The organism is Kitasatospora sp. NPDC001527, from assembly GCF_040298605.1.
Classification (GTDB): domain Bacteria; phylum Actinomycetota; class Actinomycetes; order Streptomycetales; family Streptomycetaceae; genus Kitasatospora.
In genome coordinates, this window is sequence record NZ_JBEPAM010000015.1 from 1 (window position 1) to 13467 (window position 13467).

General features: G+C 76.3%; 13 protein-coding genes. 5 read left to right on the forward strand and 8 right to left on the reverse strand.

Annotated features, from left to right (window positions below):
• Positions 1–88: 88 nt before the first annotated feature.
• Together ABT238_RS17005 and ABT238_RS17010 are read right to left on the reverse strand one after the other, a co-directional pair.
• A complete protein-coding gene (locus ABT238_RS17005; protein WP_350762005.1) occupies positions 89–1603 on the reverse strand; it encodes an APC family permease in 1515 nt (504 codons plus the stop codon).
• A 154-nt stretch (positions 1604–1757) separates the two neighbouring features.
• Positions 1758–3371: an amidohydrolase gene (locus ABT238_RS17010; RefSeq protein ID WP_350762019.1), complete on the reverse strand. Its 1614-nt coding sequence runs from the start codon at positions 3369–3371 to the stop codon at positions 1758–1760.
• Between the two features lie 203 nt (positions 3372–3574).
• Between ABT238_RS17010 and ABT238_RS17015 the strand changes: the two genes are divergently transcribed.
• From ABT238_RS17015 to ABT238_RS17035, 5 genes are all read left to right on the forward strand, one after another.
• Entirely contained in the window at positions 3575–4234 is a 660-nt protein-coding gene (locus tag ABT238_RS17015) for a TetR/AcrR family transcriptional regulator (RefSeq protein ID WP_350762035.1), read from the forward strand.
• Between the two features lie 560 nt (positions 4235–4794).
• Entirely contained in the window at positions 4795–5178 is a 384-nt protein-coding gene (locus tag ABT238_RS17020; protein WP_350561376.1) for a hypothetical protein, read from the forward strand.
• Entirely contained in the window at positions 5175–6338 is a 1164-nt protein-coding gene (locus ABT238_RS17025) for a transcriptional regulator (protein ID WP_350561378.1), read from the forward strand. Before ABT238_RS17020 ends, ABT238_RS17025 begins: the two co-directional genes overlap by 4 nt.
• Before the next feature lie 82 nt (positions 6339–6420).
• Complete coding sequence (locus ABT238_RS17030) at positions 6421–6813, forward strand: roadblock/LC7 domain-containing protein (protein ID WP_350561380.1); 393 nt, start codon at positions 6421–6423, stop codon at positions 6811–6813.
• A gap of 124 nt (positions 6814–6937) precedes the next feature.
• Complete coding sequence (locus ABT238_RS17035) at positions 6938–7312, forward strand: hypothetical protein (RefSeq protein WP_350561382.1); 375 nt, start codon at positions 6938–6940, stop codon at positions 7310–7312.
• On the opposite strand, the gene ABT238_RS17040 is transcribed toward ABT238_RS17035, so the two are convergent.
• From ABT238_RS17040 to ABT238_RS17065, 6 genes are all read right to left on the reverse strand, one after another.
• The gene (locus tag ABT238_RS17040) at positions 7281–7739 is read right to left on the reverse strand and encodes a DUF6188 family protein (protein ID WP_350561384.1); all 459 of its coding nucleotides are present in this window, start codon (positions 7737–7739) and stop codon (positions 7281–7283) included. The two genes, ABT238_RS17035 and ABT238_RS17040, sit on opposite strands and share 32 nt — an antisense overlap.
• Positions 7740–7807: 68 nt before the next feature.
• Positions 7808–8932: an NUDIX domain-containing protein gene (locus ABT238_RS17045; protein WP_350561386.1), complete on the reverse strand. Its 1125-nt coding sequence runs from the start codon at positions 8930–8932 to the stop codon at positions 7808–7810.
• A gap of 769 nt (positions 8933–9701) precedes the next feature.
• Positions 9702–10634, reverse strand: coding sequence for an SGNH/GDSL hydrolase family protein (locus ABT238_RS17050; protein WP_350762096.1), 933 nt, complete (start codon positions 10632–10634; stop codon positions 9702–9704).
• Between the two features lie 75 nt (positions 10635–10709).
• Positions 10710–11858, reverse strand: a complete 1149-nt coding sequence (locus ABT238_RS17055; RefSeq protein WP_350762107.1) for a glycosyltransferase — start codon at positions 11856–11858, stop codon at positions 10710–10712.
• Entirely contained in the window at positions 11855–13138 is a 1284-nt protein-coding gene (locus tag ABT238_RS17060; RefSeq protein WP_350561392.1) for a glycosyltransferase family 4 protein, read from the reverse strand. Before ABT238_RS17060 ends, ABT238_RS17055 begins: the two co-directional genes overlap by 4 nt.
• Positions 13139–13239: 101 nt before the next feature.
• Positions 13240–13431, reverse strand: a complete 192-nt coding sequence (locus ABT238_RS17065; RefSeq protein ID WP_350561394.1) for a YegP family protein — start codon at positions 13429–13431, stop codon at positions 13240–13242.
• Positions 13432–13467: the final 36 nt, after the last annotated feature.

Below are 13467 nucleotides of genomic sequence, written 5' to 3' on the forward strand. Positions count from 1 at the left end.
GCGGGGCGGGGGGGGCCCCCCCCCACACCCCCCCCACCCCCCCCGCCCGCCCCGGTCGACCGGGCCCGCGGTCGGCGTACGAGGGATCTCAGCGGGCGTCGGGCTCCGCGTCGGCGTCCGTGCCGCCGAGCCGGGCGTACACCTCCGGACGGCGCGAGCGCAGCCGCAGGGCGAGGCCGACCCCGGTCAGGAACACCACCGGAACCACCGCCACCAGCGGCCAGTTGACCTCCGGCCCGGCCGCCGTGAACAGGTCGAGCCGCCAGACCACCAGCCCGGTCGCGCCGCACAGCAGCGCCGTCGAGAGCAGCGGGGCGACCGCCGTACGGAACCGGCCGGCGCTCGCGGCGGCCGCCCGCTCGCGCCGGAAGAACGCGTACACGGCCAGCCCGGCCAGCGCCTGGAGCAGCAGGATGCCGACCACGCCGGGGGAGTTCACCCAGAGGAAGAACTGGTTGTACGGGTCGGCGCCGATCAGCGCGGCCACCACGACGGCCCCCGCCGCGAGCAGGCTCTGGGCGATGCCGCCGATCCACGGCGAGCGGTGCCGGGGGTGGATCCGCCCGAGCGCGGCCGGGGCCGCGCCCTCGGCGGCCAGCGCGTGGCCGTAGCGGGTGATGGTGTTGTGGAAGGCGAGCAGCGCGGCCAGCAGGCTGGTGACGATCAGGACGCGCTGCAGGTCCGTCGCCCAGCCGCCCACGTACTCGGTCATCGCGGTGAAGAACATCCCGGCCGGGTCGGCGGTCGCGGTGGCCACCGCCTCCGAGTCGCCGAAGGCCTGCACGATCGTCCAGGTGATGAAGGTGTAGAACAGCCCGAGGAAGGCGATCGCCGCGTACGTGGCGCGGGGCACCGTGCGGTGCGGGGCGCGGGCCTCCTCGCGGTAGATCGCGGTGGCCTCGAAGCCGACGAACGCCGCGAAGGACAGGCCGAGCACGCCGCCCATGCCACCGGTGGCCACGTTGCCGGGCGCGAACGAGGAGAGCGAGAGGCCGTGCGCGCCGCCCCGGACCAGCACCGCGACGGCGAGCACCAGCAGGATGCCGGTCTCGGCGATCAGCAGCGCGCCGAGCACCTTGGCGCCGAGGTCTATCGAGCGGTAGCCGAGGAACCAGACCGCCGCGACCCCGAGCAGCGCCCAGAGCGGCCAGGGCAGGTCCACGCCGAGCAGGTCGGCGGCGGTCTCCTGGGCGAAGTAGCCGAAGGCGCCGAACATGCCGATCTGGATCGCGTTGTACGACAGCACCGCGAGCAGCGCGGCGCCGAGCCCGGCGGGCCGGCCGAGGCCCCGGGTGACGTAGGCGTAGAACGCGCCGGCGTTGCGGACGTGCGCGGTCATGGTGGTGAAGCCGACCGCGAACAGGGCCAGGACGAGGCCGGTGGCCAGGTAGGCGGCCGGGGCGCCGATGCCGCCGAAGGCGATCGCGAAGGGGGCGACCCCGGCCATCACGGTGAGCGGGGCGGCGGCGGCCACGACGAAGAAGACGATGTCGCCGGTGCCGAGGACGCCGCGTTCCAGGCCGGGGGCCGGTGCCGGTGTCGATGCCGGTGCCGCTGTCGGGGGCGCGGCCGCGGGGGCGGTCGTGTCGGAGGGCAGGTGCATGGGGGAGCTCTCCTGGGGTCGTGCGGTCGAGGGTAGGGGAAGCCGCCCGGATGGGGGCGCGGACGGCCTTGGCGCGCGCCGGGGGCGCATCCGGGCGCAGGGGGGCGCGGACGCGGATGGGGCGCGGCGGGGGCGTTCGGCGGGCGCGGGGCGGTCAGTGGGTGCGGCGGCCGCCCAGCCAGGTGCCCAGGACGGCGAGCCGGGCCAGCTCGCCCGCCGGGACGGCGTACGGGTCGGCGGCCAGGTGCACCAGGTCCGCCCGCAGGCCGACCCGCAGCACCCCCCAGTCGTCCTCCTCGAACGCCTGGTGCGCCACCCCCGCCGAGTAGGCGGCCAGCGCCTCGGCCAGCCCGATCCGCTCCTCCGGCAGCCAGCCGTCCGCCGGCAGACCCTCGGGCGTCTGCCGGGTGACGGCGGTGGCCAGCCCGGCCAGCGGCTCGTACCGGGTGACCGGCCAGTCGCTGCCGAACGACACCCGCGCGCCGCTGCGCAGCAGCGCGGCGATCTGGTACTGCCGCGCGCCGCGCTCGGGGCCGATCCGGGGCAGCGTCAGCTCGGTCATCAGCGGGTCGGGCTGCGCCCAGAGCGGCTCGAAGTTGGCGATCACGCCGAGTTCGGCGAACCGCGGCAGGTCCGCCGGGTCGACCAGCTGGACGTGGGCGATCACCGGACGCCGGGCGCGCGGTCCGTTGCGGCGCCCGGCGGCCTCGACCGCGTCCAGGGCGATCCGCACGCCGTGGTCGCCGATGGCGTGGATGTGCGGCTGGAAGCCGAGCGCGTCGACGGCGGTGACGGCGTCGGCCAGTTCGGCGGCGGTCCAGTTGGCCGCCCCGTGCGAGTGCGGGCAGTCGGTGTAGGGCTCCAGCAGCGCGGCGGTGCCGGACTCCACCACCCCGTCGGCGAAGAACTTGACGGCCCGGGCGGTGAGCCGCCCGCGCCCGGCGTCGGCCACCCGCGCGCGGTCGGCGGCCAGCCGGGGGAGGCGCTCGCGCCAGCCGTCCGGCTCCAGCAGCAGCGCGAGGTTGGCCCGGACGGCGAGCTCCCGGCCGTCGGCGACGGCGGCGAGCCAGGTGTCGACCTGGTGGGGTTCCACCCAGGCGTCCTGGATCCAGGTCACCCCTGCGGAGGCGAGCGCCCGGGCGGTGCCGTGCAGCGCGTCGACCTGCTCGGCGAGGTCGGGCAGCGGGACGAGGGCGAGCACGGGGTTGAGCGCGCCGAACTCGCGCAGGGTGCCGAGCGGGCTGCCGTCGGCGCGCCGGACGATCTCGCCGTGGGCGGGCTCGGGCGTGTCGGCGGTGTACCCGGCCCGGCGCAGCGCCTCGCTGTTGGCCCAGCCGGTGTGGTGGTCCATGGTGCGCAGCAGCACCGGGCGGTCGGGGACGACGGCGTCGAGCAGCGCGGCGTCGAACAGGCCGCCCTCGGCGAGCCACGGGTCGAAGGCGTCGCCGGTGATCCACTCGGCCTCGGGGTGCTCCTCGGCCCAGACCCGGACGGCCTCGACGACCTCCGCCAGGCTGGTGCGGTCCCGCACCGGGACGCCGCGCAGGCCGAGCCCGCCGATCAGCGGGTGGACGTGGCCGTCGCCCCAGGACGGCAGCAGGGCGCCGCCGGCCAGGTCGACGGTCTCGGTCCGCTCGTCGCGCAGGGCGTGCGCCGTCGCGCCGAGGGCGGTGATCCGCCCGGCGGTGACGGCGAGGGCGTCGGTGACGGGGCGGGCCGGGTCGCCGGTGTGGATCCGGCCTCCGGTGAAGAGCGTGTCGGCGCGCATGCGGGGGCGTCCTCTCCCGGTGCGGTCTGGTGTGACCTGGTTAACTGAATGGGATTCGGTAACCGTAGGTGCGCCCGGGCGGGGCGCGGAAGAGTTTTATTGAAAGTCATTCGGTTACGTTTTCATTACGATGATCTTGAGCGATGATCGTAGGGCCGCGTCGCGCGGCGACGTCGCCATCGCCGAGCAAGGACGGGAAACCCATGGCCAGGCCGCGCACACCCCTGCTGGACCGGCAGCGCATCGTGCAGACCGCGCTGCGGCTGGTCGACGAGGCCGGCGACCTCACCATCCCGGCCCTCGCCGGCGCGCTCAAGGTCAGCCCCTCCGCGCTCTACCACCACGTCACCGGGCGCGCCGAGATCGTCGCTCTGATGCGCGCCGAACTCGTCCGGGTGATCGGCGAGCGCTCGCTGTGGGACAGGCCGTGGGACGAGGCGCTGCGCGGCTGGGCCCGCGCCTACCGGGAGGCCTTCGCCGAGCACCCCGGCATCATCCGGCTGCTGGCCACCGCGCCGCTCGCCGAACCGTTCATGCACGAGCTGTACGAGCGGGCGGTGGTCACCCTGGAGGCGGCGGGCTTCGCGCGCGAGGACGTGATGGGCGTGATCACCGCCCTGGAGAGCTTCATCCTCGGCTCGGCGCTGGACCTCGTCGCGCCCGCCGTGATGGTCGACGCCGTCGACCGGGCCGCCACCCCGCGGCTGGCTGACGCGCTGGCCGCCGTCCCGGCCGGGCGGGACCGCGCCGACCAGGCCTTCGAGGTCGGACTCGCGGCGCTGATCGCCGGTTACCGCACGCTGCTGCCCGCCGGTCGCGCGCGGGGTGCGGCGGAGGGGGATCCGATTTCTGACCAGGCGTGATGGCCTGCTAGTGTTCATTCCGTCGAGAGGGAACGATCACCGCGGAGCGGGGGTCGGGACCGGTTCGACCAGGCGTCAGCGGTGCTACCAGAGCACGCCCTACTTTCAGTAGGGAGAGTCCGTGCGACCCGGGCCTGGCGCTCCATCGGAAGCGGCCGTTCCCCTTGTGGGGGCGGCCGCTTCGTCGTTCCCCGGCCCGGGGCGTTCGCCGGTCCGGGGCGTTCGCCGCCCGTCGCGTCCGACATCTATCGCATCCGCCGTCCGAAACCCGTCGAGGTGGCCGACAACCGGCCAAGGTGGCACGCCAGGTGGATCGTCCGTTCGTGTTCCGTGCGGGTGTGCGGTCAGCGGAGATGTCCGATCGAACTGATCTGACGTGACGTCAAAGGATGGCCGAAAAACCGCCGTTGTGGTGTGAATATGCCATTGGAACGTTCGTTGAATGGAATCCACCAGTAGCCTTCCGTGTCGAACTCGCCACGCGTCGTGGCAGTCGGCCGGTGCCCGGCGGCCATGGCCCGCCGCGCCGTTTCCTCCCCGAACCCTCCGAAGGAGCCCGAGTGCCGGGTATCGACGAGTGCCTGTCCCGGGCGATGGCGATCGCCGGGGCCCGCTCGGCCAGCCTGATCGACTGGAGCAGCGGGCTCGCGCTGGGCAGCGCCGGCGCCAGTCCGACCGGCGACCACGACACCACGGCCGCAGAGGCAACCGACTTGGTACGGGCGGCCGTTGAGGCTGCGACCTTCACCGCAGCAGAGGACCGGACGGCGTCGATGCAGGACATCATCCTGACCGCCGGGCGCAGTTACCACCTGCTTTGCTTCATCGATACCGTCTTCGACAGCCGGCTCGTGCTGCACCTCTGGCTCGACCGCGCCGAGGGCAATCTCGCCGTAGCCCGCTTCCGGCTCCAGTCGCTCGCCGAGGAACTGGTGCTCGGATGACGAACTTCCTTGCGAACTCCCCGGCCGGCTCGGGCTCGTGCGACCCCGGCGCCGGGGCGCGCGCCGCCGTCGGGTTCCGGCCACCGGACGCGGCCGTTCCGAAGGGTACTTCGCCGGAGGGCACTTCCTCCGAGGGTGCCTTCCCGGAGGGCGCTCTCCCGGAGGCCTTCGCCCCCGGCTGGACCCCGGGCGCGGCCGTCGAACGGCTCGCCGGTGAACGCGCCACCGGGGCCCTGCGCGGCCCCGCCGGGACCGTCTACCTCGTCGACGGCCTGGTCGCCCACGCCGAGTCCGACCGCGCGCCCGACCTCGCCACCCTGCTCACCGCCTGCGGCCGGCTCACCCGCGAGACCTGGCAGGACGCCGTCCACCGGTTCGGCCCGCACGCCCGGGTCGGCGAGGCCCTGGTCGAACAGGGCCGGCTGACCCGCGGCGAGCTCGAACTCTGTCACCTCGGCGCGCTCTACGACGCCGCCTGCTTCCTGCTGGACACCCCGCAGGAGGGGGACGGCCCGTACGAGGAGGACGGCCCGGGCGCGACGGACGGCCCGGACGCGGTGGACGCCCCCGCCGCCCCGGCCCGCTGGACCTTCGCGCCCGGCGTACGGCACTGGTTCGGCCCGGTGGCCGCCGTCGGCGCCCACCGGCTGCGCCGGGAGGCCGAACGGCGGCAGCACCTGCTGGACCGGATCTGGCCCTCGGCGCAGTTCGACACCGCGCCGCTGCGCCGGTCCGCCACGCCGCAGACGACCACCGCCGCCCCCGGACGCCACGCCCGCCGGCTCCGCCCCCCGACCCGGCGCCAGTGCGAACTGCTCGACCACGCGGACGGCCGGAGAACCCCGGCGGAGCTGGCCCGGCTGCTCGGCCGCTCCGCGTTCGCGACCACGGCGGACGTCCGCCGGCTCGCCGCCGCCGGCCTGCTGGCCGGCCCCGACACCGGGTGCGCGGCGGGAACGGCGCCGGCCGCGCCCGGCGGGGTCCCGGCACCCAGGGCGCCGGGCGGACTGCACCGGCGGGTGCCCGGAGCGGCGCTCGCCGCCCTCACCGGCCCGCCGCGCGCCGCCGCTCCGCCGCCCGCCGGCGTCCCGCCCAACGACACCGATCCGGACATCGCGCTGCTGATCCGGGTCCGAACCCTTCTGGAGGCCCGACTTTGAACCACGCTCCGCCCGCGACCCCGCCCTCACGGCCATGAGGCGGGCGCTCAAGCAGCGTGTCGGAAGGAGGCAACTGATCGCCTTGGAAACCGAGCTGTTGGCCGAACTCCGCGCCATCAGGAACCGGCTGCCGCACCTCGCGGGCGGTCTGGTGGCCAGCGTGGACGGTCTGCTGATCGCCCACGACACCCACGGGACCGAGCCCTCGGGCCTGGCGGCGATGACCGCCGCCTCGCTCAGCCTGGCGCAACGGCTCGCCGACAGCACCGGCCAGGGCGAGTTCCGCGAGTCGCTGGTGCGCGGCGAACACGGCTACGTCGCCACCTACGCGGCCGGCGGCAGCTGCGTGCTCACCCTGCTCGCCCACCCGGACGCGAACGTCGGCCGCCTGCACCTGGAGGCCCGCCGCTCCGCCCAGCGGATCGCCGCGCTCCTGAACGACGCGCTGCTGCCCAAGGAGGCCCGGGAACCCTGACGGGCCCGGCCACCGCACGTACGTCCGTACCGCACCCACCCAACTCGACTCACCGATTCACCGAGCTCACCGATTCACCGAGCTCACCGATTCACCGACTCACCGACGAACGGGAGACACCGAGATGACCGACGCCGCAGGCGCGCTCAAGCAGGCCATGACCGTGATCGAGGGCGCCATCGGCGCGGCCCTGGTCGACTACAACAGCGGCATGGCGCTGGCCACCCTCGACGGCCCCGGCGGCCTCGACCTCAACGTGGCCGCCGCCGGGAACACCGACGTGGTGCGGGCCAAGATGCGCACCATGGACATGCTGGGCCTCAGCGACGGGATCGAGGACATCCTCATCACCCTCAGCAGCCAGTACCACCTGATCCGCCCGCTCACCAGCCGCAGCGGAAAGGGCCTGTTCCTCTACCTGGCGCTGGACAAGGGCCGGGCCAACCTGGCGATGGCCCGGCACCAGCTCAGCAGGATCGAGGCGGACCTGGAGGTCTGACGGCGGCCGGCTTCCCGGACCGGACGACCTCGCCGCCGGGGAGCCCCGCGCAGACCGTGCCGTCGGGCGTGACCACGCGCCACGGTGCGAGCAGCGCGTGCGGCGGGACGGAGAGCGTCCCGCCGCCCGCACCGGCGAAGACCAGTTCCAGCCCGCCGGCCGGGGTGACCCGGGCGGAGCCGACCGTCCGGCCGACCAGACCGAGCAGTGGTCCGGTGGGCCGGAGGGTCAGCGCGGGGTAGTAGAGGCTGACCCCCGTCGGTCCGGTGAAGCGGAACTCGTGTGTCACCCGGACGGTCGCCGGCCCGTCGAGCGCGAGGTCGAGGCGGTCGCCGCCGCCGACCGCCGTCACCCGGCGACCGGTCAGGGCGGACAGGGCGTCGCCGAGGCCGTCCCCGGTGCGCGTCGTGTGTTGCGTGTTCTGCATGCGGCCAGTGTGGACCGGCGGGACGCCGCCTGTCCCGCTGCCCCTCCCACCGGCCTCGCGGGGCGCGCTCACCCGGCCGGGTACCCGCCGACCAGCTCGGCCGGGCCTCCCGGCCGGTCCCGCGCCGCCAGCGCGGCCGCCGTCCGGGCCCAGGACGCCGGCGTCAGCAGCGCCCGCGCCTCCACCGGGTCGCAGAGCCGCCACTCGACCAGCTCCTCCTCGGCCAGCACGATCGACGCGAACCGCTCGTCCGCCACCGTGCCGCCGTCGAACAGGTAGACCAGCACCGCGGTCTCCCGGGCCGACGCCGGGTCCGCCGCCCGGCCGGGCAGCCAGTCCAGCGCCAGCAGCCGTCCCGGCTCGCAGGACCAGCCCAGCTCCTCGCGCACCTCGCGGCGCGCCGCCGCCCGGGGCAGCTCCCGGTCCGCCTCGATGCCGCCGCCCGGCAGCGTCCAGTACGGCACCTCGCCGCCCGGCAGGTCCCACGGCCGCTGCCGCACCAGCAGGACGCGGCCCGCCCGGTCGGTGAACACCGCGCGGGCCTTGGCCCGGATCCGGGGGCGGCCCGCGATGTAGGCGGCCCGGTCCAGCAACGGCGGGGCGTCGGAGGGCGGTGCGGGGGCCGTTCGCGCGGGCCAGTGCGGGGACAGCCCGGACAGGCCCGCGGCGCCCGTGTACGCGGGGGGCGCCGGGTGGGGCGTCAGGTGGTCGAGGGCGTGCCCGGCGGGCAGGCCGTCCTCCAGCTCCAGGGGTGCGGCCGCGCGCGGGGCGCGCAGACAGGCCGTCACCCGCCGGGAGAGCCGCGGCGGCAGCGCACGGGCCGCCTGCTCCGGCGTCAGCCACGCCCAGCCGCCGACCTCGGCGCGGTCCGGCGTGAAGGCCGCCGCCTGCGCGGGGGTGAGCGGCTCGGCCCAGTACAGGTGGGCGGCGATCGGCGGGCGGGAGTGGTCCAGCGTCCAGTCCAGGCAGGCCAACGCCCCGAGCCGCGGGGTGAACCCCAACTCCTCCTCGATCTCCCGCACCGCCGTCCGGCGCGGCGACCGGTCCTCCGGGTCCCAGCCCCCGCCCGGCACCGCCACCGGGTGCTTCAGGTCGTACGGCAGCCGCACCACCAGCACCCGCCCGCGCTCGTCCGGGAACAGCACCCCCGCCGCCGCCAACAACTCCCGCCCCGACCCTGCCTCGCCCGCCACCCGCACTCCTTCCGCCACCCGCACTCCCTCCGCCACCCCCGAGGACACCCCACCCCGCCCCTCCGGTTCCCGGCCCGCTCGAACCGGCCTGCCCCACCCCGACGTTCGCTCGCCCGGAGCGGGCGCACCCCGCTGTGGCGGTGCGCCTACCTCGACATCTCCGGAGCCGGGCATCCCCCCACCCCGGCGCGCGGATCCGGGGCACCCCGTTCTTGCTGCTCGCCCGCCGCGATATACCCGTAGCCGGGCGTCCTTCCGCACCTCTGCGTGCGCACGTCCGCCGATCCCGGCGCGCGGAGCCGGGACACCGCCTCCAAGCCCTGCGGCTGCACAGGCCGATGGGCCTGGAGTCGGACACCCGGCCCTGCGCCGGTTCGCCCACTGTGAGGCGTCCTGAGCCCGGGCCTCTCCCGCACTCCTGTGTTCCCGCACCCACCCGCCCCAGCGCCCGCGGAGCCGTGCGCCCTGCTCGCGCGGTTCGCCCCGTGGCGAGGTGTCTGGAGCCGGGGTCCGGGGCTTCTTCCCACGCCCCTGCGTTCGCGCGTCTGCCCGGATTGGCGCGCGCGGGGCCGGAGGGCTCTGCCTCTCCGCTTCTCTGGTGGCCGGCGGCTCCGCCCGCCGGGAGGTGAGGGGAGCAGGGGGCGTCCGGGCACGTGGGGCCGGCGATGTGTGGGGGCGGAGCAGGAAGTCGATGTCGCCGACTTCCCACTCCGGGGGTCGGCGGCTGCCGGCCTCGCGGGCGGAGCGGGAAGTCGACGGGGCCGACTTCCTACTCCGCCGGCTCGGGTGGCAGGGCGGCGAGGGCGGTGGTGGTGGCGTGGGCCATGCGGTGGTCCTGGTGGCCGGTGGTGCCGCGGAGGCGGGTGTAGCCCTCGACGGCGGCGAGGGCGACCAGGCCCGGGAGCAGGTCGGTGCTGCGGTCGGCGACCCAGCGGGTGCCCTTGGTGGCCATCCACCAGACGTCGGCCAGGGTGCCCGGCGGCGGTTCGGCGGGTTCCGGGGCGGGGGCCGGGCCGATCGGGCGGCCGGCGGTGGTGAGCAGGTCGTGGAACCCGCGGGCGATCAGGTGGTGGCCCGCGGCGCTCGGGTGGAGGCGGTCGACGCTGAGCAGCCGGCGCTCCGCCGTCCAGGGCAGCTCGGCGATGTGCAGGTGGACGGTCCGGTGGCGGGCGGAGAGCGCGTGCACCACGGTGTTCACCGCCCGCATCCGCCGGGCCAGCGGCCGGGCGAGCGGACGGGGCAGGCGCAGCAGGCTGCCCGGGTCGGGCAGGCAGGCGGTCAGCACCACCGCGCCGCTGCCGGTGAGCCGGCCGAGGGCGGTGTCCAGGGCCAGGGTGGTGCGGCCGACGTCGAAGCCGGACCGCAGGGTGTCGTTGCCGCCGGCCACCACGGCGGCGAACTGCGGCCGCAGCGCGAGCGCCGCCGGCAACTGCTCCGCCGTCAGGTCGGTGGTGAGCGCGCCGCTGCGCGCCAGGTTGGTGAAGTCGACCCCGGTCCGCGGCGGGGCCAGGGACCGGGCGAGCAGGGCCGCCCAGCCGCGCCAGCCGTCGGCGATCGGGTCGCCGATGCCCTCGGTGAGCGAGTCGCCGAGGGCCACGAACCGGACCGGTCCGCCGGTCCGTCGCTCGCCCCCGCGGGTCGCGCTGTGCGCGGCACCCGGTACGGTGCCGCCTCCTCCGTCCACTGCCGTGATGGTGTTCATCGGACCTCCCACCCCGTTCCGTGCTGTTCCGTGCCGTCCTGTTCGTCCTGTTCGTCCTGTTCGTCGAAGGGGGGCTCAGCGGGTGGCGACGGGCGCCGCGCCGTGGGCGGCGAGGAAGGCCGTCACGGCCGCCGGCCACCCGTACCGTTCGGCCTGGGCGCGGGCGGCGGCGCGCCTGGCCGGTTCGGGGCGGGCGAGAAGTTCGCGCGCCGCCTCCGCGAACCCCGCGCCGGTCGGTTCGGCGGCCGCGCCGGCCGCGCCGACCAGTTCGGGCAGGGCCGAGCCGCGGTGGACGGCGACCGGCGTGCCGCAGGCGAGCGCCTCCAGTGCGGCCAGCCCGAAGGTCTCCACCGGTCCCGGCGCCAGCACCACGTCGGCGCAGCCGAGCAGGCGGGCGACGGCCCCGCGCCCGGCCAGGTGGCCGAGGAGGTGCACGGGCAGCCGTTCCCGCGCGGCCCGGGCGGCCAGCCGCGAGCGCAGCGGCCCGGTGCCGGCCACCGCCAGCACCGCGTCGACCCCGGCGGACCGGAGCGCGGCCAGGGCGTCGAGGGCGAGCGCGGGGCGCTTCTCGGTGGAGAGCCGGGAACAGAGCACCAGCAGCTCCTGCCCGGGGGCCGCGTACCGGGCCCGCTCCGCCACCCGGTCGGCGGCGGCCGGCGGGCGCAGCACGGCGAGGTCCACGCCGAGCGGGGCGCGTGCGAGGTTCCGCACGCCCAGGCGGCGGAACTCGGCGGCGGCCCAGTCGGTCGTGCAGATCACCGTGTCGTACGACCGGGCGGTCCGGCCGTTGAGCCGGTTCGCGGCCGCGTCGGCGGCCGGGCCGGGCACGCCCCAGGTCCGCAGCAGGCCGGCGGCGCTCTCGTGCGAGACCATCGCCGAGCGCACCCCGTGCCGGCGGGCCCAGGCACCGGTCCAGCGCAGGGTGGTGCGGTCGGACACCTCCAGCCGGTCGGGGGCGAGCCGTTCGAGTTCGGCGGCGACCGCCCGGCGGTCGGTGAGCAGCCGGTAGCCGCCGCTGCCGCGGACCACGGGGCCGGGCAGCGTGACGACGAGTCCCTGCTCGCCCTCCTCGGCGGTGCGCCGCTTCCCGGGTACGACGAGCACCGGGGTGTGGCCGGCGGCCCGGTAGCCGGCGCCGAGGTGGCGCAGCGCGGTGCGCAGTCCGCCGGACACGGGGGTGACGAAGTTCGCCACCCGGACGATCCGCAGGGGGCCGGTGGTCATGCGGGCAGTTCCTCCGTCAGCGGGGCGGCCGGCCGCTCGGGTCCGTCGGGCGCACCGGCTCCGTCGGTCGCGCCGGGGGCGGTGGGCGCAGCGGAGGGCGCGGACGCCGCGGGCGCGTCGGGCCCGGCGGCCACCCCGTGGCGCTCCGCGAGCACCTCGGCGTAGTGCCGCAGCAGCAGGTCCCCGACGGCCTCCCAGGTGCGGGCGGTGACCTCGGCCCGCCCGGCGCGTCCGTAGGAGGACCGAAGCTCCGCGTCCCCGGCGAGGGCGGTCACCGCCCGGGCCACCGCCGCGCCGTCGCGGGGCGGGACGAGCAGGCCGGTGCGGCGGTGCGCGACCAGGTCGAGCGGGCCGCCGGCGGCCGGGCCGACGACCGCGACCCCGCTGGCCATCGCCTCCTGGATGGTCTGGCAGAACGTCTCCAGCGGCCCGGTGTGCACGAAGACGTCCAGGGTGGCGAAACATCGGGCCAGTTCCTCGCCGGTGCGCCGGCCGAGGAAGACGGCGCCGGGCATGGCGGCCTTCAGCCCGGGCGCGGAGGGCCCGTCGCCGACCACGACCACCCGCACACCGGGCAGCGTGGAGGTCTCGGCGAGCAGGTCGACCCGCTTCTCCGGCGCGAGCCGCCCCACGTACCCGACCAGCACCTCGCCGCCGGGGGCGAGCGCCCGGTGCAGCGCCTCGTCGCGGTGGCGCGGGTGGAAGCGGACCGAGTCCACGCCGCGCGGCCACAGCTGCACCCGGGCGACCCCGTGCGCGGTGAGGTCCTGGGCGGCGGGGGTGGACGGCGCCAGCGTCCGGGCGGCGAGGCCGTGGACGGCGCGGATCCGGTGCCAGGCGGCCGCCTCGCCGAGCCCGCGCCCGGCCCGGTAGGCGTGCGCGTACCCGGCGAGGTCGGTCTGGTAGACGGCGACGACGGGCACGCCGAGCCGGGCGGCGACCTGCGCCCCGCGCGCGCCGAGCACGAACGGACTGGCCAGGTGGACGAGGTCGGGCCGGTGCCGCTGGATCGCGGCGGCCAGCTGCCGGCTGGGCAGCGCGATCCGGACCTGCGGGTAGCCGGGCAGCGGGACGGAGGGGACGTGCACCACCGGCAGCCCGTCCGGCACGCCGCCGGCGCCGAAGGTGTGCGAGGGACTCTGCGCGCCGCGTGCGGGCGCCGGGGTGACGACGAGCGGCTGGTGCCCCCGGCGGAGGAGGTGCTCGGCGGTCCGCAGCACGCTGTGGGCGACGCCGTTGACGTCGGGGGGAAAGGATTCGGTGACGATGACGACACGCATGCCGGTGTTCTGTCCGCCCCCGGCGTGCACGCGGCCAAAGGGATCTGTCGCGCAAACGAACGCGGGTCGGCGAATCGTTCCGCCGACCCGCGTCGGAGGCCTCAGGCCGGTCCGGCGGCCGCTTCCTTCAGCTCCGCGTAGGGCGCGAGCTTGCGGATCGACTCGATGCTCTTGAGGCAGTCGTCCCGGTTCTCCTCCGGGTCACCCGTCACCACGATCGATCCGTTGCTCGCCTTGAGCCGGAACCGGTGCATGCCGCTCTCATCGGTGTACAGCTCGAACTTTCCCGCCATGGCAGTCGACACCTCTCGTTCAGGAATCCCCCTCGC

Excerpts from the sequence above, each read along its gene's own strand:
- ABT238_RS17055 (WP_350762107.1), bottom strand. The coding sequence starts at position 11,858 with ATGACCACCGGCCCCCTGCGGATCGTCCGGGTGGCGAACTTCGTCACC.
- ABT238_RS17015 (WP_350762035.1), top strand. The coding sequence starts at position 3,575 with ATGGCCAGGCCGCGCACACCCCTGCTGGACCGGCAGCGCATCGTGCAG.
- ABT238_RS17050 (WP_350762096.1), bottom strand. The coding sequence starts at position 10,634 with ATGAACACCATCACGGCAGTGGACGGAGGAGGCGGCACCGTACCGGGT.
- ABT238_RS17005 (WP_350762005.1), bottom strand. The coding sequence starts at position 1,603 with ATGCACCTGCCCTCCGACACGACCGCCCCCGCGGCCGCGCCCCCGACA.
- ABT238_RS17035 (WP_350561382.1), top strand. The coding sequence starts at position 6,938 with ATGACCGACGCCGCAGGCGCGCTCAAGCAGGCCATGACCGTGATCGAG.
- ABT238_RS17040 (WP_350561384.1), bottom strand. The coding sequence starts at position 7,739 with ATGCAGAACACGCAACACACGACGCGCACCGGGGACGGCCTCGGCGAC.
- ABT238_RS17065 (WP_350561394.1), bottom strand. The coding sequence starts at position 13,431 with ATGGCGGGAAAGTTCGAGCTGTACACCGATGAGAGCGGCATGCACCGG.
- ABT238_RS17060 (WP_350561392.1), bottom strand. The coding sequence starts at position 13,138 with ATGCGTGTCGTCATCGTCACCGAATCCTTTCCCCCCGACGTCAACGGC.
- ABT238_RS17010 (WP_350762019.1), bottom strand. The coding sequence starts at position 3,371 with ATGCGCGCCGACACGCTCTTCACCGGAGGCCGGATCCACACCGGCGAC.
- ABT238_RS17025 (WP_350561378.1), top strand. The coding sequence starts at position 5,175 with ATGACGAACTTCCTTGCGAACTCCCCGGCCGGCTCGGGCTCGTGCGAC.